The organism is Roseateles rivi (genome assembly GCF_043555845.1).
GTDB lineage: Bacteria > Pseudomonadota > Gammaproteobacteria > Burkholderiales > Burkholderiaceae_C > Roseateles > Roseateles rivi.
This window is the reverse complement of record NZ_JBIGHZ010000004.1, coordinates 505,679-524,016: the sequence shown is the minus strand read 5'-3', so window position 1 is coordinate 524,016 and position 18,338 is coordinate 505,679. Positions and strand designations below refer to the sequence as shown.

The window sequence follows — 18,338 nt, the reverse complement described above, 5'->3', positions numbered from 1 at the left end:
CGTTGCTGGGGGTCATGGGCTGCACACCTGTGACGGTGTGCAGCCGCGGTCTGTCTCACGACAAACGGTTCAAGTCAGCCTGAACTTAGATCTTGCCGACCAGGTCCAGCGAGGGGGTCAGGGTCTTGGCGCCTTCGTTCCACTTGGCTGGGCAGACTTGGCCGGGGTTGTTGGCCACGAACTGAGCCGCCTTGAGCTTGCGCAGGGTTTCCTTCATGTCGCGAGCGATGGCGTTGTCATGCACTTCAGCGGTCTTGATCACGCCTTCGGGGTTGATCACAAAGGTGCCGCGCAGGGCCAGACCTTCTTCTTCGATGTGCACGCCAAAAGCGCGGGTCAGCGCGTGCGTGGGGTCACCCACCAGCGGGAACTTGGCCTTGCCCACGGCGGGGCTGGTTTCGTGCCACACCTTGTGCGAGAAGTGGGTGTCGGTGGTGACGATGTAGATCTCGGCGCCAGCCTTTTGGAACTCGGCGTATTGATCAGCAGCGTCTTCCACTTCGGTGGGGCAGTTGAAGGTGAAAGCGGCGGGCATGAACACCAGCACCGACCACTTGCCCTTCAGGCTGGCGTCGCTGACTTCAACAAACTTGCCGTTGTGGAAGGCCTGGGTCTTGAAGGGCTGGACTTGGGTGTTGATCAGGGACATGTGTCACTCCGTGTGTGTGGTTGAACGAACGGGAGTAATGATATGACCTGCCTCAATCCCTTAGGTTTGATTAATCAAATCACTGCCATTGGGGCAGCCTATGAGCGTCTTCTATCGTGCCGCTCACACCGCTTCCAAGTCCAGAAGCTCTTGCACCGTCTGGCGGCGGCGGATCAGGCGCGGCGGTGCCGCGCCATCCAGGAGCACCTCGGCCGCCAGCGGGCGGCTGTTGTAGTTGCTGGACATGGAGGCGCCATAGGCCCCGGTGTCGTGCACCACCAGCCAATCGCCCACCTGTGCTTGAGGCAGTGGCCGGGCCAGCACCGTGCCGCCCTCGCCTTGTGTGAACACATCGCCAGACTCGCACAGCGGGCCAGCCACCACGCTCAAGCGAGCCGCCCGCGCTTGAGCGTCGGCAGCCACCAGGCTCATGGCGTGATAGGCGCCATACATGGCCGGGCGCATGAGCTCGTTAAAGCCCGCGTCCACCAGCACAAAGTGATTGGCCCCGGCGTCCTTCACGGCGCGCACCTCACTCAGCAGCACGCCGGACTCCGCCACCAGGTAGCGGCCGGGCTCGATCTCCAAATGCACCTCGCGCCCTTGCAGTTGCTGCGCTTGGCGGCGCACCTCGTCCCACAGGCCGAAGTAGTGCTGCACATCCACGCGCGGCGCACCTGCTTGGTAAGGGATGGACAAGCCGCCACCGGCCGAGATGGCCGGCACCTGCAGGCCCAGGGCATGCGCGCGGCGCACCAGGCCCAGCATGGCCTCGCCGACTTGGGCCAGATGGGCGTAGTCCACGCCCGAGCCAATGTGCATGTGCAGCCCCGCCAACACCAAGCCCCGCGCGCGCACCACCTCCAGCGCCGCCTCAAACTCGGTGTGCCAAATGCCGTGCTTGCTGTGCTCGCCGCCGGTGTTGGTCTTGTTGCTGTGACCGTGACCAAAGCCCGGGTTGAGCCGCAGCCAGACCGGGTGGCCGGGCGACACCGCGGCGAGCTGGTGCAGCATGTCGATGGACCCGGCGTTGACGGGAATGCGGTGCTGCGCCACGCAGGCCAGCGTGGCAGCGTCGAGCACATCGGCGGTGAACACAATCTCCTGCGCTGGCGTACCGGGCTCGTAGCCCGCTGCCAGGGCACGCAGGATCTCGCCGTGCGAGACCGCATCCACCTTCACGCCCTGCGCGCGCATCAGGCGCAGGATGTGGGTGTTGGAGCAGGCCTTCTGCGCAAAGCGGATGGTGTCGAAGGCGCGCAGCGCTTCAATGCGCTCGCGCACAGTGGCCGCGTCGTACACCCACAGCGGCGTGCCAAAGCGCTGCACCAACTCGCGCACGGTGTTTTCAGACAAAGACAGGGGCAAAGACGCGTTCATGAACAGGTACAGCTGTGTGTTTGAAACAGGCGCCAGCATGCCGCAGCCCACCCATGCGTGCAAATAGCGAAAATAGCCACATCCATTCATTTTCGATATGAGCACTGACACTCCCGATACCCCCCATCGCACGCCATTGAGCCACCGCCACATCGAGGTGTTTCGCGCCATCATGCAAGCGGGCAGCGTGACGCAGGCGGCGGCGGCACTGTGGAGTTCGCAGCCCACCCTCAGCCGGGAGCTGGCCCGCATGGAGCAGCTGCTGGGCTATGCGCTGTTCGAGCGTCAGGCAGGCCGCCTGCGCCCCACGGCGCGCGCGCTGGCGCTGTACGACGAGGTGCAGCTGGCCTGGCAGGGCCTGGCGCGGGTGCAGGAGCGCGCCTCAGCCCTGCGCACGGGCTTGGACGACACCTTGCAGCTGCTGGCCCTGCCTGCGCTGGCGCATGCGCTGCTGCCTCGCTTATGCCGCGAGCTGCTGCTGCAGTCACCGCAGGCGCGGCTGTCCATCACCACGCAAGAAGCCCCGCTGCTGCACGAATGGATGGGCGCACAGCGCTTTGACCTGGGCTTTGCCGAACAGGCCGCCCCGCAAGCCGGGGTGCGCAGCACCCTGGTGGCGCGCCTGGACGAAGTGGCCGTGCTGCCCGCAGGCCACCCTCTGTTGTCCAAACCCAAGCTACGACTCCAAGACTTTGAGGGCGAGCGCTTTGTCAGCCTCGCGCCCCAAGACCCCTACCGACAACAAATCGATCAGTGTTTTGCGCAGGCGGCTGTGCAGCGCAAACTCAGCCTGCAAACCGAAAGCGCGGCCACGCTGTGCGCCCTGGTGGCCCAGGGCCTGGGGGTGGCCATCGTCAATCCCTTGACGGCCCTGGCCGCAGCCAGCGAGGCGCTACACCTGCGCCCCTTGGCCTTCAGCCTGCCCTTTGAGCTGCATGTGTTGGAGCCCCTGCACCGCCCACGCCACGCGCTGGTCGCACCGCTCCAAACTCGGCTGCAGCGGCTGATGCAGGCGGTAAAGGACGATCTGGCCTGAGCTGGCAGGCGAGGCGCAAGACTCAGCGCTCGATGCGCGCGTAAGCCGAATGGTTGTGGATGGACTCGAAGTTTTCCACCTCGGCCACATAGGCGCCCACGCGCGCATCGGCGTTGAGGCGCAGCGCCACGTCGCGCACCAAGTCCTCGACGAACTTGGGGTTCTCGTAAGCGCGCTCGGTGATCCACTTCTCGTCGCTGCGTTTGAGCAGCGGCCAGATTTCGCTCGAGGCACTGGCCTCGGCCACGCGCACGAGGTCGATGAGGCTGAGCTGCTCGTCCTTAGGTGCCACGCGAATGGTCACCAGCGAGCGCTGGTTGTGCGCGCCGTAGTCGGAAATCTCTTTGGAGCAGGGGCACAGGCTTTTGACCGGTGCGGCCACCTCCAGCCACAGCTGCGTGTGCCCGGAGCGGGTCTCGCAAATGAATGCCCCTTGGTAGTCCAGCAGGCTCTCAATGCCTGAGACCGGTGCACGCTTGCGAATGAAGAAGGTGAAGCGCACCTCGATGCGGCCGTCTTGCGCCTCCAGGCGCTGCAGCATGAGGGCATGCAGGCGCAGCAGGGTTGCGCCATCCAGCGGCTCGCGCAGCTCGTCCAGCCAAGCCACAAAGCGCGACATGTGCGTGCCCTTTTTTTCAGCAGGCAGCAAAACGTCCAGCGACCACAGCCCCACGGCGGGCTCAACGCGCCCACCAATTTGGAGCTGCAGCGGGTAGCGCACATCCTTCACGCCCACGCGCTGGATGAGCAGATGGCGCGTGTCGCGCTCGCTCTGGGTGTCGGGAATGTGCAGGGTGCTGGTGATTTGGTTCATGCGGCCTCGTTCAGGCGCCCGGCTGGGGCAACAGCGGCGCTGAGCCCTGCAAGTGCAGGCCCAGCGCACTGCCCATCTTCTCAGCTTGTGCTTGCGCGCTCAGGCAAAGGGTTATTGATCACTGGTTGACGGCCGAGGGCACGCTGGTGGCCGGCCAGTAGCGCTCGCGCACCGAACGCTCAATGCCCGCGGCATCGAGGCCGCAAAGCGACATCAGCTTGGGCACATCGCCGTGCTCGATGAACTCGTCAGGCAAGCCCAGCTGCAACAGCGGCAAGGTCAGGCCATGCGCGGCCAGCACCTCAGCCACGGCGCTGCCGGCCCCGCCCATGATGCAGCCGTCTTCGATGGTCACCAGGGCGTCGTGGCTGCGCGCCAGCTCCAGCACCAAGGCTTGGTCCAGGGGTTTGACAAAGCGCATATTGGCCACGCTGGCGTCAAGCGCCTCAGCGGCCTGCAGCGCTGGGTAGAGCAAGGTGCCAAAGGCCAGCAGCGCAATGCGCGCCGGGCCTTGCCCGCGCGTCTGCGCCTGACCGGAGTGGCGGCGCATTTCGCCCTTGCCCCAGGGCCAGGCTTGCATCGCGCTTTGCGGCACCGCTCCCACACCTGCGCCACGGGGGTAGCGCACCGTCACTGGGCCGGGATGGCGCTGCCCGGTGTAGAGCGCCTGGCGGCATTCGTTCTCGTCGGCCGGGGTCAGCACGGCCATATTGGGAATGCAGCGCGTGTAGGCAATGTCGTAATTGCCCGCATGGGTGGCACCATCGGCGCCCACCAAGCCAGCACGGTCTAGCGCGAACAGCACGGGCAGGTTTTGCAGCGCCACGTCATGCACCAGCTGGTCGTAGGCGCGCTGCAAGAAGGTCGAGTAAATGGCCACCACCGGGTGCAGCCCCTCGCAAGCCAGACCCGCGGCAAAGGTCACCGCATGCTGCTCGGCAATGCCCACGTCGAAATAGCGGCTGGGGTAGCGCTGGTGGAACTCCACCATGCCCGAGCCCTCGCGCATGGCCGGGGTGATGGCCACCAGCGTGGGGTCCAGCTCCGCCATATCGCACAGCCAGTTGCCAAACACCTGCGTGAAAGTGGGCTTGGCCGGGGCGGTGGATTTCACAAAGCCCACGGCCGGATCGAACTTGCCCGAAGCGGCGTGGTACTTCACCGGATCGGCCTCGGCCAGCTCGTAGCCTGCGCCCTTTTTGGTCACCACGTGCAGGAACTGCGCGCCGGGGCGGTCGCGCAGGTTTTCCAGCGTGGGGATGAGCGAGTCCAGATCGTGCCCGTCGATGGGCCCGACATAGTTGAAGCCGAATTCTTCAAAGATGGTGCCGGGCACCACCATGCCTTTGGTGTGCTCTTCAAAACGGCGCGCCAGCTCGTACAGCGGCGTGTGGCGCAGCACGCTCTTGGCGCCTTCGCGCGCCTTGGCGTAGAACTTGCCGCTCATGAGCCGCGCCAGGTATTTGTTCAACGCGCCCACTGGGGGGCTGATCGACATGTCGTTGTCGTTGAGCACCACCAGCATGTCGCCCATCAGCCCGCCGTGCGCAATGCCCGCGTTGTTCAAGGCCTCAAAGGCCATGCCCGCCGTCATGGCACCGTCGCCAATGATGGCCACAGCCTTGCGTGCCTCGCCCTTGAGCTTGGCCGCCATGGCCATGCCATGCGCTGCAGAGATGGAGGTGGAAGAGTGCCCGACGCCAAAGGTGTCGTACTCGCTTTCTTCGCGCCGCGGGAAGCCGCTGATGCCGCCGAAATGGCGGATGGTGGGCAGCTCGTCGCGCCGCCCGGTCAGCACCTTGTGCGGGTAGGTCTGGTGACCCACATCCCACACCAGGCGGTCGTGCGGCGTGTCAAACACGTAGTGCAAAGCCACCGTCAGCTCGACCGTGCCAAGGTTGGAGCCCAAATGCCCGCCCACCTTGGAGTTGGCCAGGGTGTCAAGCACATAGGCGCGCAACTCATCGGCCAGTTGGCGCAGCTGGGTGCGGGGCAAGGCTCGCAGCTGCGCCGGCGTGTTGATGGTGCGCAGCAGGGGGTAGGAGGATGCTGTGTCTGTCATGGCCTGCCGCTCAATGCTGGCGCTCCACCACTTTGTCCGCCAGCAGACTCAGCCACTGGGTGTCTTCCAAACCACTGGCTTGCAGTGCGGCTTGGGCGCGCTGGCGCAGCTCGTCGGCGTAGTCCGATGCGGCCTGCAAGCCCATGACGCTCACAAAGGTGGGCTTGTTGCAATCTTCATCCTTGCCGGCGGTTTTGCCCAGCACATCTGAGGCCTGGGTCACGTCCAGGATGTCGTCCACCACCTGGAAGGCCACGCCCAGGGCGGCGCCGTAGTCGCTCAACGCCTGCCATTGCTCGGGCGTGGTTTGACCGCAGGCCGCGCCCATGAGCACGCTGCCTTGCAGCAGCACGCCGGTTTTGCGGCGGTGCATATCGTGCAGCTGTTCGCGGCTGAGCTGCTGGCCCACGCTGGCCAAATCAATGGCCTGGCCGCCCGCCATGCCTTCGGGGCCGCTGGCACGCGCCAGCATGGCGCACAGGCGCACTTGCAGCAGGGGGTCTACACCCGTCTCGGGGGTGAGCACTTCAAACGCCAGGGCCTGCATGGCATCACCGGCGAGCATGGCCTTGGCTTCGCCAAACGCCACATGCAGGGTGGGTTTGCCGCGGCGCAGCACATCGTTGTCCATGCAGGGCATGTCGTCATGCACCAAGGAGTAGGCGTGGATGAGCTCCACCGCACAGGCGGCACGCAGCGCCGCGGCATATTGACCCCGCACAGCCTGCGCTGCGGCCAGCACAAGGAGCGGGCGCAAACGCTTGCCCGCACCCAGCACCGCGTAGCGCATGGCCTCGCCCAAGCCTGCAGGAGCCTCGGGGCAAACCCAGGCGTCCAGCGCCTGCTCCACCTGCACCAGGCTCTCGTGCACCCACGCATCAAATCGGTTCATGTTCATTATTCAGAGCGCACCATCGGACGCAGGGGCTGCCGAGTCAATTTGCTGCACCTGCTGCTCCACCGCCTGCAGCTGTGCGCGGCAGTAGCTGAGCAGCTCGGCGCCGCGCCGGTAGCTGGTGAGCACATGCTCCAGCGCCAGCTGACCGGTATCCATATCCGCCACCAAACGCTCCAGCTCCTCCAGCGCAAGCTCAAAGCTTTGAGCCACGGGCGCTGCTGCGGCGTCTGCAGCCTTGCTTTTGCTGGTAGGTTTGCTCATTTTTTTCGACAAAAGCGGCATTCTAAGCGCCCCATATGCGGGCAAGGACCCCATCCCCCATCGGGGGCAGCTTCGCTTTGGCCTGAAAGAATTCACGGCGCCTTGGAAGTAGCACTCCTCGGTGAGCCCAGGTCGGCTCAGCTTGCACTGATACAATCATGCCCTCGTTTGCCTTGGTACAGCTTGTGTACTCGGGCTCCCCCCGTGGCCCCGCAAGGTGGCCATTTTCTTTATTCCCGGCGGCTTGCTTGGCTATCAAAGCCAAACGCCAAAGGCGCCGGGGGGTTGACATTGGTTTCTTGGAGAACCCTTTGGATCATGTCCGACCTGAGCCTCTCTCTCAGCGCGCTTAATCGCAGCCACTCGCAGCTGCCTGTCACTTCGTATTTCGACGAGGGCTTGTTCCAAAAGGAACAAGAGCTCATCTTCCAGTCCGGCCCGCGCTACCTGGGCCACGCGCTGTCCGTGCCCGAGGTGGGGGACTACCACGCACTGCCCCAGGAAGCCGAAGGCCGCGCTTTGGTGCGCACGCCCCAGGGGCTGGAGCTGATTTCCAACGTCTGCCGCCACCGCCAGGCGGTGATGTTGAAGGGCCGCGGCAACACGCGCAGCAACATCGTCTGCCCACTGCACCGCTGGACCTACAGCCTGCAGGGTGAGCTCATTGGCGCGCCGCACTTCGACCACGACCCCTGCCTGAACCTCAAGCGCTACCCCGTGCGTGAGTGGAATGGCCTGGTGTTTGAAGACAACGGGCGGGACATTGCAACGGATCTGGCCAAGGTTGGCCCGCGTGCCGCGCTGGACTTTGCGGGCTACCAGCTCGACAAGGTGCAGCTGCACGAGTGCAACTACAACTGGAAGACCTTTATCGAGGTCTATCTGGAGGACTACCACGTCGGCCCCTTCCACCCGGGTTTGGGCAGCTTTGTGACCTGCGACGACCTGACCTGGGAGTTCGGGCGCGAGTACTCGGTGCAGACCGTGGGCATCAACAAGGCGCTGGCCAAGCCGGGGTCGGATGTCTACAAGCTCTGGCACGAGCAGGTGCTGAAGTACGGCCAGGGCCAAAGCCCCACCCAGGGTGCGATTTGGCTGACCTACTACCCCAACATCATGGTGGAGTGGTATCCGAACGTGCTGGTGGTCTCCACCCTCTTCCCGCGCGGCGTGGACAAGACGCTGAACCTGGTGGAGTTCTACTACCCCGAGGAAATCGTCGCGTTTGAGCGCGAATTCGTCGATGCCCAGCAAGCCGCCTATATGGAGACCTGCATCGAGGACGACGAAATCGCCGAGCGCATGGACGCCGGGCGCAAAGCCCTGATGCTGCGCGGCGACAACGAAGTGGGCCCCTACCAAAGCCCCATGGAAGACGGCATGCAGCACTTCCACGAGTGGTACCGCGACAAACTCGGCCTCTGAAGCCTCACTGCAGAAGCCCAAGCACCCACTGACAACGCCCCCACATCGGGGGCGTTGTGCTTGGTGGCTGGGCCACAATGCCCGCCATGTCTGCGTCTTGGATGATGGTGCTGGCCAGTGCGCTGTTTGCCAGCATGGGGGTGTGCGTGAAATTGGCTGCGGCGCATTACAGCGCAGCCGAAATCGTGATGTACCGCGGTTTGATCGGTGCCGTGCTGACGGCGCTGCTGTGCCTGCGCCAGGGCCTGAGCCTGCGCACCGCCGTGCCTGGCATGCACCTGTGGCGTAGCATCAGCGGGGTGAGCGCTCTGTGTCTGTGGTTTTACGCCATTGCCGAGCTGCCCCTGGCCACGGCCATGACCTTCAACTACATGTCCTCGGTGTGGATGGCGGCGTTTCTGCTGGGCGGCAGCGTCTTGCTCGGTGCCGCGCGCCTGGATGGTCGTCTGGTCGCCGCCGTACTCGTGGGCTTTGTAGGCGTGGGCCTGCTGCTGCGCCCCACGCTGGCACCCGAGCAAATCTGGCACGCGCTGGCGGGGCTGACATCGGGCGTGCTGTCGGCTCTGGCGTATTTGCAGGTCGGCGCACTGGGCCGCGCGGGCGAGCCCGAGCTGCGCGTGGTCTTCTTCTTCAGCGTGGGCGGCGCAGTGGCGGGTGCGCTGCTCACCAGCACGCTGCCCGAAGCCGGAGGCTGGCACGGCCACTCCCTGCGCGGTGCGGCCTTGCTGCTGGCCGTGGGCCTCTTGGCCACGGCGGCACAGCTGCTCATGACACGCGCCTACGCCGTGGGCAAAGCCCTCACCAACGCCACACTCAACTACCTGGGCATTGTGTTTTCGGTGCTGTGGGGGGTGTTGATTTTTGATGAGCGCCTGCCCTGGATGTCCCTGCTCGGTATGCTCCTCATCGTGGCTGCCGGGTTCAGCGCCACACTGCTGCGCACGCGTGCGGCAGGCCCCAAGCCACCCCCAGACATGACCGCCCCCAAGGACTCCTGACCCATGAGCACGCCACCCCTGATCAGCGCTGCCGAACTGCATGCCCTGCTGGCGCAGCCCCAGGCCCCAGTGCTGGTGGACTGCAGCTTCGCCCTCACCGACCCGCAGGCCGGTGCGCTGCAGTACGCGCAAGCCCACATTCCCGGCGCGCACTACCTGCATTTGGAGGCGGACCTCTCTGGCCCCAAGACCGACGCGCAAGGCCGCTTTGCCGGGCGCCACCCCTTGCCCGACCCGCACCAGCTCACCCAATGCCTGCGCGGCCTGGGCCTGCATAGGCAGCAGCGCCTGGTGGCTTACGACCGCCAGGGCGGCCTGTTTGCCGCGCGGCTGTGGTGGCTGGCACGCTGGCTGGGCCATGCCCCTGTGCAGGTGCTGGACGGCGGCTTTGAGGCCTGGGTGGCCGCGGGCGGCACGGTACAAGCGGGCCAAGAACCCCAACCCCAGACAGGTGACTTTGAGGCTTCAGCCTCGCTGCAGGCCACCCTCAGCGCGACAGAACTGCTGGCGACCCTGGACACACAAACCCTGCTGGACGCGCGCGCGCCCGAGCGCTTTTCAGGCCAGGTCGAGCCCCTGGACCCGCAAGCAGGCCACATCCCAGGCGCACTCAACCACTTCTACCAACACAACCTCGGCGCAGACGGCCACTTTCTCAGCCCGGCTGAGCTGCGCCAGCGCTTCAGCGCCGTGCTGGGGCAGCGCGACCCCGCCGCTGTGGTCCACCAGTGCGGCTCGGGCGTGAGCGCCTGCCACAACCTGCTGGCCATGGCCCACGCCGGGCTGCCCGCAGGGCCGCTGTACCCGGGCTCGTGGAGCGAATGGTGTAGCGACCCCAGCCGCCCCGTTGCACGCAGCTGAGCCCAGCAGAGCCTCCCGGGCACTCTGCCCTAGCGATGAGCGACGCAGCGCGAATGGCGCGCTGGCAGACTTGAGTTCGATCAAGTTGTAGTCGGTCGGCCGACCGCACACTGCCCGCAAGCACCAACGCTGCAACCCCTCACACGGAGGCCTCTATGTACAAGCGCATTCTCGTTCCCACCGACGGCTCAGACATCACCGCCAAGGCCATTCAAACCGCTGTTGAGCTGGCCCGGCTGCAAGGCGCCACGCTCTACGCCATCAGCGTCAAAGAGCCCTTTCCCTACAGCGCCGTGACGGAGATGCAGCCCACGCCGCCGCAGGAGTTTTACGACGCACAAGAGCGCATCGCCCAAACCCGGCTGAGCGCCGTGGTCCAGGCCGCACAGACTGCGGGCGTGCCTGTTGAAGCGCACACCATCGAAGCGCTGCATGCCTGGGAAGCCATCATCGACCACAGCAAGACCGTGGGCGCTGACTTGGTGGTCATGGCCTCACACGGTCGGCGCGGCTTTCAGGCCCTGCTGCTGGGCAGCGAAACCCAGAAGGTACTCACCCACTGCACCATCCCGGTGCTGGTGGTGCGTTAAACCCAGGCTCAGTGGGCGTGCCCCGCGTGCGGGCCGCCCACCAGCAACAGCACCAGCGTCACCCCCGTGCCCAGCCACAGCAGCTGGGCCGCGGTTTCGCGCCAGGGCAGGCGGCGCTGCAGTTGCGGAATCAAATCCGCCACCGACACATAGACAAAGCTGCTGGCCGCCACCACGAGCAGGTAGGGAAAGATGCCTTCCCAGTGCCCGGCCAGAAAGTAGCCGGCCAAGCCACCCAACACGGCAGCAAAGCCCGACAAGGCATTGAACAGCAGCGCCTTGGCGCGCGAAAAGCCCGCGTTGAGCAGCACGATGTAGTCGCCCACTTCCTGAGGGATTTCGTGGGCAATGATGGCCATGGCCGTCACCCAGCCCAGGTGGTGGTCCGCCAAAAAGGCGGCGGCGATGATGAAGCCATCGCAGAAGTTGTGAATGCCATCGCCCACCAGCACAGACAAACCTCCGCGCCCAGCTTGCTCGCGGTCGAAATGGTGGTGGTGGTGGTGCCCATCACCCTCGTGGTGGTGGTTGTGCCGGTAGAGCTCGGCTTTTTCCAGCAGGAAGAAAAACAACAAACCCGCCAACAGGGTCAGAAACAGCTTGTGCGCGTCCACGCCGGACTCGAAGGCCTCAGGCAAAACATGCAGCAAGGCCGTTGACAGCAGCACCCCGGCCGAGAGGCTCACCAGGTGCTTGACCACACGGCTGAGCACCGCGTGCGTCAGGCTGGCAGCAATCACCACGGAAGCAATGCCACCCACCAAGGTGGCCAGCAGGATATAGGTCAGGGTCATGGATTCAGGGTTGGCGACAGGCTGACCACTTGGGTTGTGTGCACGGGGCACGGTGGAAACAGGAGGTGGGCGATTCTCTCAGACTCAGCCGCTGCCTTTGCGCAAAAGTCCCGCACCCCCATGGCAACGTGCGGTGGCAGCGCCAATTGCACAGACAATGCGGCGCCATGAGATCGCCTGCCACGCCCCAAACGCTTGCCGCCATTGACATGGGTTCCAACAGCTTCAGGCTGGAAATCGCGCAGCTGGTGCGCGGCAGCTACCGGCGCTTGGGCTACTGGAAAGAAACCGTGCGCTTGGGCGCGGGCTTGGACGAACAGCAAATGCTCACCGAAGAAGCCGCCCAGCGTGGCCTGCAGTGCCTGCGCCAGTTCGCCCGACTGCTGGCCCAGTGGCCGGGCGTGCAGCTGCGCGCCGTGGCCACCCAAACCCTGCGCGAGGCGCGCAACCGCGACGACTTCTTGGCCCGCGCGCGCCAAGAGCTGGGCCACCCCATCGAAGTCATCTCAGGCCGCGAGGAAGCGCGGCTCATCTATGTGGGCGTGTCGCGCCTGCAGCCCAGCGAGGAACCCCGGCTGGTGATCGACATCGGCGGGCGCTCCACCGAAATGATTTTGGGCCGGGGCGAACAGGCGCTGAGTGCCGAGTCTTTCCAAATCGGCAGCGTCAGCCTGTCCATGCGCTACTTCGCCGACGGCGTTTACAGCGCCGAGGCCTTTCGCGCCGCGCAAGTGGCCGCCGGTGCGGAGCTGGAAGAAGCCATTCAGACCTTTGGCAAAGGGCGTCATGGCGTGAAGTGGGTGCAGGCCCTGGGCTCCTCGGGCACGGTGGGTGCGGTGGCGCAGCTGCTGCAGGGCTGCGGCATCACCGACGGCACCATCACCCTGAGCGCCTTGCGCTGGTGCATCGAGCAATGCCTGGCTGCGGGGCATATGAGCGCGCTGAACCTGCCCGGCCTCAAGGACGACCGCCGCCCCGTGGTGGGCGGGGGACTGTGCATTCTCTACACGCTGTTGACGCACTTTGGCATTGAGCAACTGGCTCCGGCCAAGGGGGCTTTGCGCCAGGGCGTCATCTTTGACTTGGCCGAGCGCCTGGTCGCGCAACAGAACTTGGCCGGCCAAGACCGGCGCGACCACTCCGTGCACGAGCTGCAGCAGCGCTTTGGCGTGGACCTGGCGCAGGCTCAGCGCGTGCAGGAGCTGGCCCTGTCGCTGCACACACTGCTGGCCCCGCGTGCCACGCGCGAGCACCAGCGCGAGCTGGCCTGGGCCGCGGCGCTGCACGAAATCGGCATGATGGTCTCGCACCACGACCACCACCGCCACAGCGCCTATTTGCTGGCCCATGTGGACGCGCCGGGCTTCTCGCAAAACCAGCTGCGCCGCCTGGGCAGCCTGGCCCTGGGGCAGCGCGGTGGCCTGCGCAAGCTCGAAGAAGCCCTGGCAGACGAGGCGCTGATGTGGCAGCTCCTGGCGCTGCGCCTGGCCGTCATCAAATGCCATGCGCGCCAGCCCATAGACCCCAAGACATTGGGGCTGACGCGCCGCGGTCGCAGCGTCAGCCTGCGCCTGCCCCCGGACTGGGCGCAGGCCAACCCGCGCTCACAGTACCTCTTGAACGAAGAGCTGCAGGCCTGGAGCAAGTCTGGCCGCCTGGAACTGCGCTTGGCGCGCTGAGCTGCCGCTGCCCTTCAGTCGCTGTCGTGCGCGCGGGCGTAGTGCTGCATCAAGGCCTGCTGTGCGCTCACGCCCTGCTCGCTCACGCGCGTGCTGCGGCCATCGCTGGCCAGCGTCCAGGCGTCCAGGGTGTCGTGCAGATAGGGCACCAAGGCCTCGTCAATCACACGCTGGCGCAGCTTGGGCTCTTCGATGGGCCAGGCTACTTCGATGCGGCGCAGCATGTTGCGACTCATCCAATCGGCACTGGAGAGGTAGAGCGCCTCGTGCTCGGGCTCGTCGCCCCAGCGGAAGTAAAACACCCGCGTGTGCTCCAAAAAGCGCCCCACCACGGAGCGCACGCGAATGCGCTCGCTCAAGCCCGGCAGGCCCGGCGGCAGCATGCAAGCGCCGCGCACGATGAGGTCGATCTCGGCCCCCGCCTGCGAGGCTTTGAACAGCGCAGCAATGAGCTCCATATCGGTGAGCGCATTGGTCTTGAGCACCACGCGGGCGGAGTCCCCGCGCGCGGCCGCCTGCGCCACACGGTCCAGCAGCGAGACCATGGTGGCGTGCATATTGAAGGGTGCAACCAACAGCTTGCGCGGTGGCTTGAAACGCGACTGCGAGGCCAGCTGGCGAAACACCGCGTCCATATCCGCCGTGAGGTCGGGGTTGGACGTCATGTGGCCCATGTCGGTGTAGAGGCGCGCCGTCTTGGGGTTGTAGTTGCCCGTTGAGAGGTGGCCGTAGCGCACCAGGCGGCCGGACTCGCGGCGTGTCACCAGGAGCAGTTTGGCGTGGGTCTTGAGGCCCACAATGCCATAGACCACCTGCGCGCCCACAGCTTCCAGGCGCTCGGCCCAGTTGATATTGGCCTCTTCGTCAAAGCGCGCCTTGAGCTCCACCACCGCCAGCACTTCCTTGCCGCGGCGCGCCGCCTCAATGAGCAAATCCCCCAGCACCGACTGGCTGCCCGTGCGGTAAATGGTTTGCTTGATGGCCAGCACATCGGGGTCTTCCACGGCCTCGCGCAGCATGGCCACCACGGGGTCAAAGCTCTCAAACGGGTGGTGCAAGAGCACATCGCCCTTTTTACGCAGCTTGTTCAGGATGGACTTACCCTGCACCAAACGCTTGAGCGGCCACACCGGCTCGTGCGGCACAAAGCGCAGAGGCGCGGCCTGGGTCTGGTCGATCAACTCGTTGAGCCGCACCAGATTCACCGGCCCGTTGACGCGGTAGAGCGCCGCTTCGGGCAGGCGGAACTGCTGCAGCAAAAAGTCAGCCAGGTCCTCCGGGCAGGTGTTGACCACCTCCAGCCGCACGGCGCGGCCAAAGTGGCGCGTGGTCAGGCCCGAGCGCAGGGCGTGGCGCAGATTGGCCACCTCTTCCTCGTCCACTTCCAGGTCCGAATCGCGGGTGACGCGAAACTGCGAGAACGACTCCACCTGCCGCCCCGGAAAGAGCTCGGCCAGATGCGCGCGAATCACGCTGGTGAGCAGCACAAAGCACTGCTGCCCCTCGCCCACGGCCTCGGGCAGCTTGATCACGCGTGGCAGCACGCGTGGCACTTTGACGATGGCAATGTGGTTGTCGCGCCCGAAGGTGTCTTTGCCGCTGAGGCGAACAATGAAGTGCAGCGACTTGTTCGCCACCTGCGGGAAAGGGTGGGCCGGGTCCAGCCCTTGCGGCACCAGCAGCGGGCGCACCTCGCGTTCAAAAAACCGCGCCACCCATTTGCGCTGCTGCTCGTTGCGGTCAGCGTGGTTGAGCACACGAATACCATGCTCGGCCAGCGCCGGCATGATGTGTTCGTTGAAGGCGTCGTACTGCTGGTCAATCAAATCGTGCGCCGCACGCCCCACACGCACCACATCTTGCGTGGTCACGTACCCGTTCTCCTCGCGCGCCATCTCCAGCATGTCGGCAAAGCGCACCTCGAAAAACTCGTCGAGGTTGGAGGACACGATGCAGATGTAGCGCAGGCGCTCCAGCAAAGGCACGTCGGGGCGCTGCGCCTGGGCCAACACACGGCGATTGAATTCAAGAATCGCCTGCTCGCGGTTGAGCAAAGGTATGGGCAGCATAGAGGTCATCGGATCATTCTATGAATCGCTCGTGTCAACATCATGACAGCGCCCGCCCCTGCTGAACAGCCAGGGGTGGCACCCGGATAATCCGCCCTCATGCATCTGTTGATTCCCTACGCGGGCGTGCTGGGCCCGTCCTTCCAGGCCGCGGCGGCCACACTGTCGGCCCCCACGCTGCAAGCCCTGCTGGGCCTGCTCAGCCCCACCACCCCGGCTGTGGCCGACGACCCGGCGCTGGAATTTGCCCTGCAACTGCCGCACGAGCGCGTGTTGGCCCAGGCCCAAGGGCACAGCGCACCCGCAGCCCTGGCGCTGGCCGCAGGCCTGCCCGCTCAACAGCCCTGGGGCTTGCTGAGCCCCATGCACCTGGCCGTGGGCAGCGACCACATGACCGCGCTGCCGCCCGCCGCACTGGCGCTGGACGAGGCGCAATCGCGCGCCTTCTTCGAGGCGCTCACCTGGCTCATGCCCGATGAAGAAGGCTGGCAGCGGCATTGGCTCAGCCCCTACCAATGGCTGGTGTCCCACCCCGGGCTGGCCGAGGTGCAGGCCGCCAGCCTGGAGCGCGTGCTCAACCGCAATGTCGACCCCTGGCTGCCCGAGCAACGCCTGGCGCGGCGCTTGCTCAACGAAATCCAGATGGCCCTGCACGGCCACCCGCTCAACCTCGCGCGCGAAGCCCAAGGCCAGCTGCCACTGAACTCGGTGTGGTTGAGCGCTTTCGGCGCGAGCCCGGCCACGCCACACCCGAACCTGCCAAGCCCGTTGCTGCTGGACGCCTTGCGCGAACCCGCCCTCAACAGCGACCCCGGTGCCTGGCTGCAGGCCTGGCAGGCGCTGGACGCCGCGCCTGAGCTCAAGCAGGCCCTGGACGCCGCGCGCAGCGGTGCTGCGCTGACCCTCACGCTGTGCGGCGAGCGCCGTGCGCGCAGCTGGCAGAACACGCCGCGCTCCGCACTGCAGCGCTGGTGGCAGCGTGTCAGCGCTGCGCAGCCCAAACTCTCGGCGCTTGTGGAGGATTTGTGATGTCCGTGCCCATCAACCTCAAACAGCGCCCCGCCGCACCGCGCCAGGCCCAGGCGCTGGAGCAACACGGCCTGCCGCCCCTGCTGGCGCGCCTGATGGCCGCACGCGGCGTGAGCAGCGCCACCGAGCTGGACCCTGACCTCAAGCTGCTGCTGCTGCCCGACACCATGAAGGGCATGAGCACCGCCGCGCAAGCCCTGGCCGACGCTCTTCAAAGCGGCCAGCAGCTGTGCATCGTGGCGGACTACGACTGCGACGGCGCCACCGCCTGCGCCGTCATGCGCCGCGGCCTGGCCATGCTGGGCGCGCGGCCGGGCAGCGTGCGCCATGTGGTGCCCGACCGCGCCGTGCACGGCTATGGCCTCGGCCCCACCATCGTGGACTTGGTGCTGTCCCTGCCCGGGCCGCGCCCGGACTGGCTCATCACCGTGGACAACGGCATTGCCAGCCACGCCGGCATTGCCCACGCCCAGGCGCAGGGGCTCAAAGTGCTGGTCACCGACCACCACCTGCCCGCGCTGGTGGACGGCGCGCCCAGCGTGCCCCCGGCGGACGCCCTCATCAACCCCAACCAGCCCGACTGCCCCTTCCCGAGCAAGGCCATGGCCGGCGTGGGCGTGGCCTTCTACCTGCTGCTGGCCACACGCAGCGTGCTGCGCGAGCGCGGCGCCTTCGAGGGCGGCGCGCAGCCCCGGCTCGACGGGCTTTTGGACCTGGTGGCCCTGGGCACCGTGGCCGATGTGGTCAAGCTCGACGCCAACAACCGCCGCCTGGTGGCGCAAGGCCTCAAGCGCATGCGCGCCGGACGCATGCAGCCCGGGCTGGCCGCACTCTTCACCGCCGCCGGGCGTGACGCGCGCCGCGCCAGCGCCAGCGACCTGGGCTTTGCCCTGGGCCCGCGCATCAACGCCGCGGGGCGCCTGGCGGACATGAGCCTGGGCATCCAGTGCCTGTGCACCGACGACGCTGACGAAGCCCTGCGCCTGGCGCGCGAGCTCGACGCCATCAACCGCGCCCGGCGCGACATCGAGGCCGGCATGCAGGACCACGCCCTGCTGCTGCTGGACCGGCTGCAGCAGCACATGCCCGAAGGCGCAGCCCTGCCGCCAGCGCTGGCGCTGTACGACGAAGACTTCCACGAAGGCGTGGTGGGCATCGTGGCCTCGCGCCTGAAAGACCGCTGGCACCGCCCGGTGTTTGTGTTTGCGCGCGGTGCGGACGGGCAGATCAAAGGCTCGGGCCGCTCCATCGCAGGTTTTCACCTGCGCGATGCGCTGGACCTCGTGGCCAAGCGCGCGCCGGACCTGCTCAAGAAGTTCGGCGGCCATGCCATGGCGGCGGGCTGCACGCTGCAGGGCGAGGACGAAGAGGCCAGCGCCGTGGCGCGCTTTGCGGCCGCCTTCGAGCAGGTGGCGCGCGAGTGGCTGGGCGAGGCCACGCCCACGCGCGAGCTGCTCACCGACGGTGCACTCGCCAGCGAGCACTTCAACCCCGACACCGTGGCCCTGCTGGACGAGCAGGTGTGGGGCCAGGCTTTTGAAGCACCGCTGTTTTGCAACCCCGTGGAGGTGCTGCAGCAGCGCATCGTGGGCGAACGCCACCTGAAGCTGCGCGTGCGCGTGGACGGTCAGCTGCGCGACGCCATCTGGTTCGGCCACACCGAAAGCCTGCCTGCCCAGTCGCTGCTGGCCTACCGCTTGTCGCTGGACGAATACCAGGGTCAGCAGCGGGTGCAGATGCTGGTGGAAGCCGCCCTCGCGCCTGCTGCGCCCGCCACGTCGACTTGAGCATCC

16 protein-coding genes are annotated in these 18,338 nt (G+C 66.3%); 8 read left to right on the top strand and 8 right to left on the bottom strand.

What is annotated here, in order from left to right; genetic code table 11:
* Window positions 1-85: 85 nt before the first annotated feature.
* Both ahpC and lysA read right to left on the bottom strand, forming a co-directional pair.
* The gene (gene ahpC, locus ACG0Z6_RS12585) at window positions 86-649 is read right to left on the bottom strand and encodes an alkyl hydroperoxide reductase subunit C (protein WP_394461895.1); all 564 of its coding nucleotides are present in this window, start codon (window positions 647-649) and stop codon (window positions 86-88) included.
* A gap of 123 nt (window positions 650-772) precedes the next feature.
* Window positions 773-2,029 carry a diaminopimelate decarboxylase gene (gene lysA / locus ACG0Z6_RS12580; protein ID WP_394461893.1) on the bottom strand — a complete coding sequence of 419 codons (1,257 nt, stop codon included), beginning with the start codon at window positions 2,027-2,029 and terminating at the stop codon, window positions 773-775.
* Window positions 2,030-2,126: 97 nt separating this feature from the next.
* Between lysA and ACG0Z6_RS12575 the strand changes: the two genes are divergently transcribed.
* Window positions 2,127-3,065, top strand: a complete 939-nt coding sequence (locus ACG0Z6_RS12575) for a LysR family transcriptional regulator (RefSeq protein WP_394461891.1) — start codon at window positions 2,127-2,129, stop codon at window positions 3,063-3,065.
* 22 nt (window positions 3,066-3,087) lie between these two features.
* Here the strand turns inward: ACG0Z6_RS12575 and folE2 are convergent, their stop codons facing one another.
* From folE2 to xseB, 4 genes are all read right to left on the bottom strand, one after another.
* On the bottom strand, window positions 3,088-3,879 hold the full coding sequence (folE2, locus tag ACG0Z6_RS12570) for a GTP cyclohydrolase FolE2 (protein WP_394461889.1): 792 nt from the start codon (window positions 3,877-3,879) through the stop codon (window positions 3,088-3,090).
* Between the two features lie 118 nt (window positions 3,880-3,997).
* The gene (dxs, locus tag ACG0Z6_RS12565; protein WP_394461887.1) at window positions 3,998-5,941 is read right to left on the bottom strand and encodes a 1-deoxy-D-xylulose-5-phosphate synthase; all 1,944 of its coding nucleotides are present in this window, start codon (window positions 5,939-5,941) and stop codon (window positions 3,998-4,000) included.
* 10 nt (window positions 5,942-5,951) lie between these two features.
* Entirely contained in the window at window positions 5,952-6,839 is an 888-nt protein-coding gene (locus ACG0Z6_RS12560) for a polyprenyl synthetase family protein (RefSeq protein WP_394461885.1), read from the bottom strand.
* A gap of 3 nt (window positions 6,840-6,842) precedes the next feature.
* Window positions 6,843-7,100, bottom strand: coding sequence for an exodeoxyribonuclease VII small subunit (xseB, locus tag ACG0Z6_RS12555; protein WP_394461882.1), 258 nt, complete (start codon window positions 7,098-7,100; stop codon window positions 6,843-6,845).
* 318 nt (window positions 7,101-7,418) lie between these two features.
* On the opposite strand from xseB, the gene ACG0Z6_RS12550 reads away from it, so the two are divergent.
* The 4 genes from ACG0Z6_RS12550 to ACG0Z6_RS12535 all read left to right on the top strand — a co-directional run bounded on the left by ACG0Z6_RS12550 (window position 7,419) and on the right by ACG0Z6_RS12535 (window position 10,974).
* Window positions 7,419-8,525, top strand: coding sequence for an aromatic ring-hydroxylating oxygenase subunit alpha (locus ACG0Z6_RS12550; protein WP_394461880.1), 1,107 nt, complete (start codon window positions 7,419-7,421; stop codon window positions 8,523-8,525).
* An 86-nt stretch (window positions 8,526-8,611) separates the two neighbouring features.
* Window positions 8,612-9,523: a DMT family transporter gene (locus ACG0Z6_RS12545; RefSeq protein ID WP_394461878.1), complete on the top strand. Its 912-nt coding sequence runs from the start codon at window positions 8,612-8,614 to the stop codon at window positions 9,521-9,523.
* Between the two features lie 3 nt (window positions 9,524-9,526).
* Window positions 9,527-10,384, top strand: a complete 858-nt coding sequence (locus ACG0Z6_RS12540) for a sulfurtransferase (protein ID WP_394461876.1) — start codon at window positions 9,527-9,529, stop codon at window positions 10,382-10,384.
* 155 nt (window positions 10,385-10,539) lie between these two features.
* Window positions 10,540-10,974 (top strand): universal stress protein, encoded by a 435-nt coding sequence (locus ACG0Z6_RS12535; RefSeq protein WP_394461875.1) that lies wholly within the window; start codon window positions 10,540-10,542, stop codon window positions 10,972-10,974.
* Between the two features lie 8 nt (window positions 10,975-10,982).
* Here the strand turns inward: ACG0Z6_RS12535 and ACG0Z6_RS12530 are convergent, their stop codons facing one another.
* Window positions 10,983-11,768, bottom strand: coding sequence for a ZIP family metal transporter (locus ACG0Z6_RS12530; protein ID WP_394461873.1), 786 nt, complete (start codon window positions 11,766-11,768; stop codon window positions 10,983-10,985).
* Window positions 11,769-11,935: 167 nt separating this feature from the next.
* On the opposite strand from ACG0Z6_RS12530, the gene ACG0Z6_RS12525 reads away from it, so the two are divergent.
* Entirely contained in the window at window positions 11,936-13,447 is a 1,512-nt protein-coding gene (locus tag ACG0Z6_RS12525; RefSeq protein WP_394461872.1) for a Ppx/GppA phosphatase family protein, read from the top strand.
* A 14-nt stretch (window positions 13,448-13,461) separates the two neighbouring features.
* Here ACG0Z6_RS12525 and ppk1 read toward each other — a convergent pair whose 3' ends face one another.
* Complete coding sequence (gene ppk1 / locus ACG0Z6_RS12520) at window positions 13,462-15,525, bottom strand: polyphosphate kinase 1 (protein ID WP_394461870.1); 2,064 nt, start codon at window positions 15,523-15,525, stop codon at window positions 13,462-13,464.
* Window positions 15,526-15,615: 90 nt separating this feature from the next.
* Here ppk1 and ACG0Z6_RS12515 point away from each other — a divergent pair, with 90 nt between their 5' ends.
* Complete coding sequence (locus ACG0Z6_RS12515; protein ID WP_394461868.1) at window positions 15,616-16,545, top strand: hypothetical protein; 930 nt, start codon at window positions 15,616-15,618, stop codon at window positions 16,543-16,545.
* Complete coding sequence (gene recJ, locus ACG0Z6_RS12510) at window positions 16,545-18,332, top strand: single-stranded-DNA-specific exonuclease RecJ (protein ID WP_394461866.1); 1,788 nt, start codon at window positions 16,545-16,547, stop codon at window positions 18,330-18,332. The genes ACG0Z6_RS12515 and recJ overlap by 1 nt, the downstream gene beginning before the upstream one ends.
* Window positions 18,333-18,338: the final 6 nt, after the last annotated feature.

Coding starts and splice junctions, on each gene's coding strand:
- ACG0Z6_RS12550 (WP_394461880.1), top strand. CDS start 7,419: ATGTCCGACCTGAGCCTCTCTCTCAGCGCGCTTAATCGCAGCCACTCG.
- xseB (WP_394461882.1), bottom strand. CDS start 7,100: ATGAGCAAACCTACCAGCAAAAGCAAGGCTGCAGACGCCGCAGCAGCG.
- ACG0Z6_RS12535 (WP_394461875.1), top strand. CDS start 10,540: ATGTACAAGCGCATTCTCGTTCCCACCGACGGCTCAGACATCACCGCC.
- ACG0Z6_RS12560 (WP_394461885.1), bottom strand. CDS start 6,839: ATGAACATGAACCGATTTGATGCGTGGGTGCACGAGAGCCTGGTGCAG.
- ppk1 (WP_394461870.1), bottom strand. CDS start 15,525: ATGACCTCTATGCTGCCCATACCTTTGCTCAACCGCGAGCAGGCGATT.
- ahpC (WP_394461895.1), bottom strand. CDS start 649: ATGTCCCTGATCAACACCCAAGTCCAGCCCTTCAAGACCCAGGCCTTC.
- ACG0Z6_RS12545 (WP_394461878.1), top strand. CDS start 8,612: ATGTCTGCGTCTTGGATGATGGTGCTGGCCAGTGCGCTGTTTGCCAGC.
- ACG0Z6_RS12525 (WP_394461872.1), top strand. CDS start 11,936: ATGAGATCGCCTGCCACGCCCCAAACGCTTGCCGCCATTGACATGGGT.
- ACG0Z6_RS12530 (WP_394461873.1), bottom strand. CDS start 11,768: ATGACCCTGACCTATATCCTGCTGGCCACCTTGGTGGGTGGCATTGCT.
- lysA (WP_394461893.1), bottom strand. CDS start 2,029: ATGAACGCGTCTTTGCCCCTGTCTTTGTCTGAAAACACCGTGCGCGAG.
- ACG0Z6_RS12540 (WP_394461876.1), top strand. CDS start 9,527: ATGAGCACGCCACCCCTGATCAGCGCTGCCGAACTGCATGCCCTGCTG.
- dxs (WP_394461887.1), bottom strand. CDS start 5,941: ATGACAGACACAGCATCCTCCTACCCCCTGCTGCGCACCATCAACACG.
- folE2 (WP_394461889.1), bottom strand. CDS start 3,879: ATGAACCAAATCACCAGCACCCTGCACATTCCCGACACCCAGAGCGAG.
- ACG0Z6_RS12575 (WP_394461891.1), top strand. CDS start 2,127: ATGAGCACTGACACTCCCGATACCCCCCATCGCACGCCATTGAGCCAC.
- ACG0Z6_RS12515 (WP_394461868.1), top strand. CDS start 15,616: ATGCATCTGTTGATTCCCTACGCGGGCGTGCTGGGCCCGTCCTTCCAG.
- recJ (WP_394461866.1), top strand. CDS start 16,545: ATGTCCGTGCCCATCAACCTCAAACAGCGCCCCGCCGCACCGCGCCAG.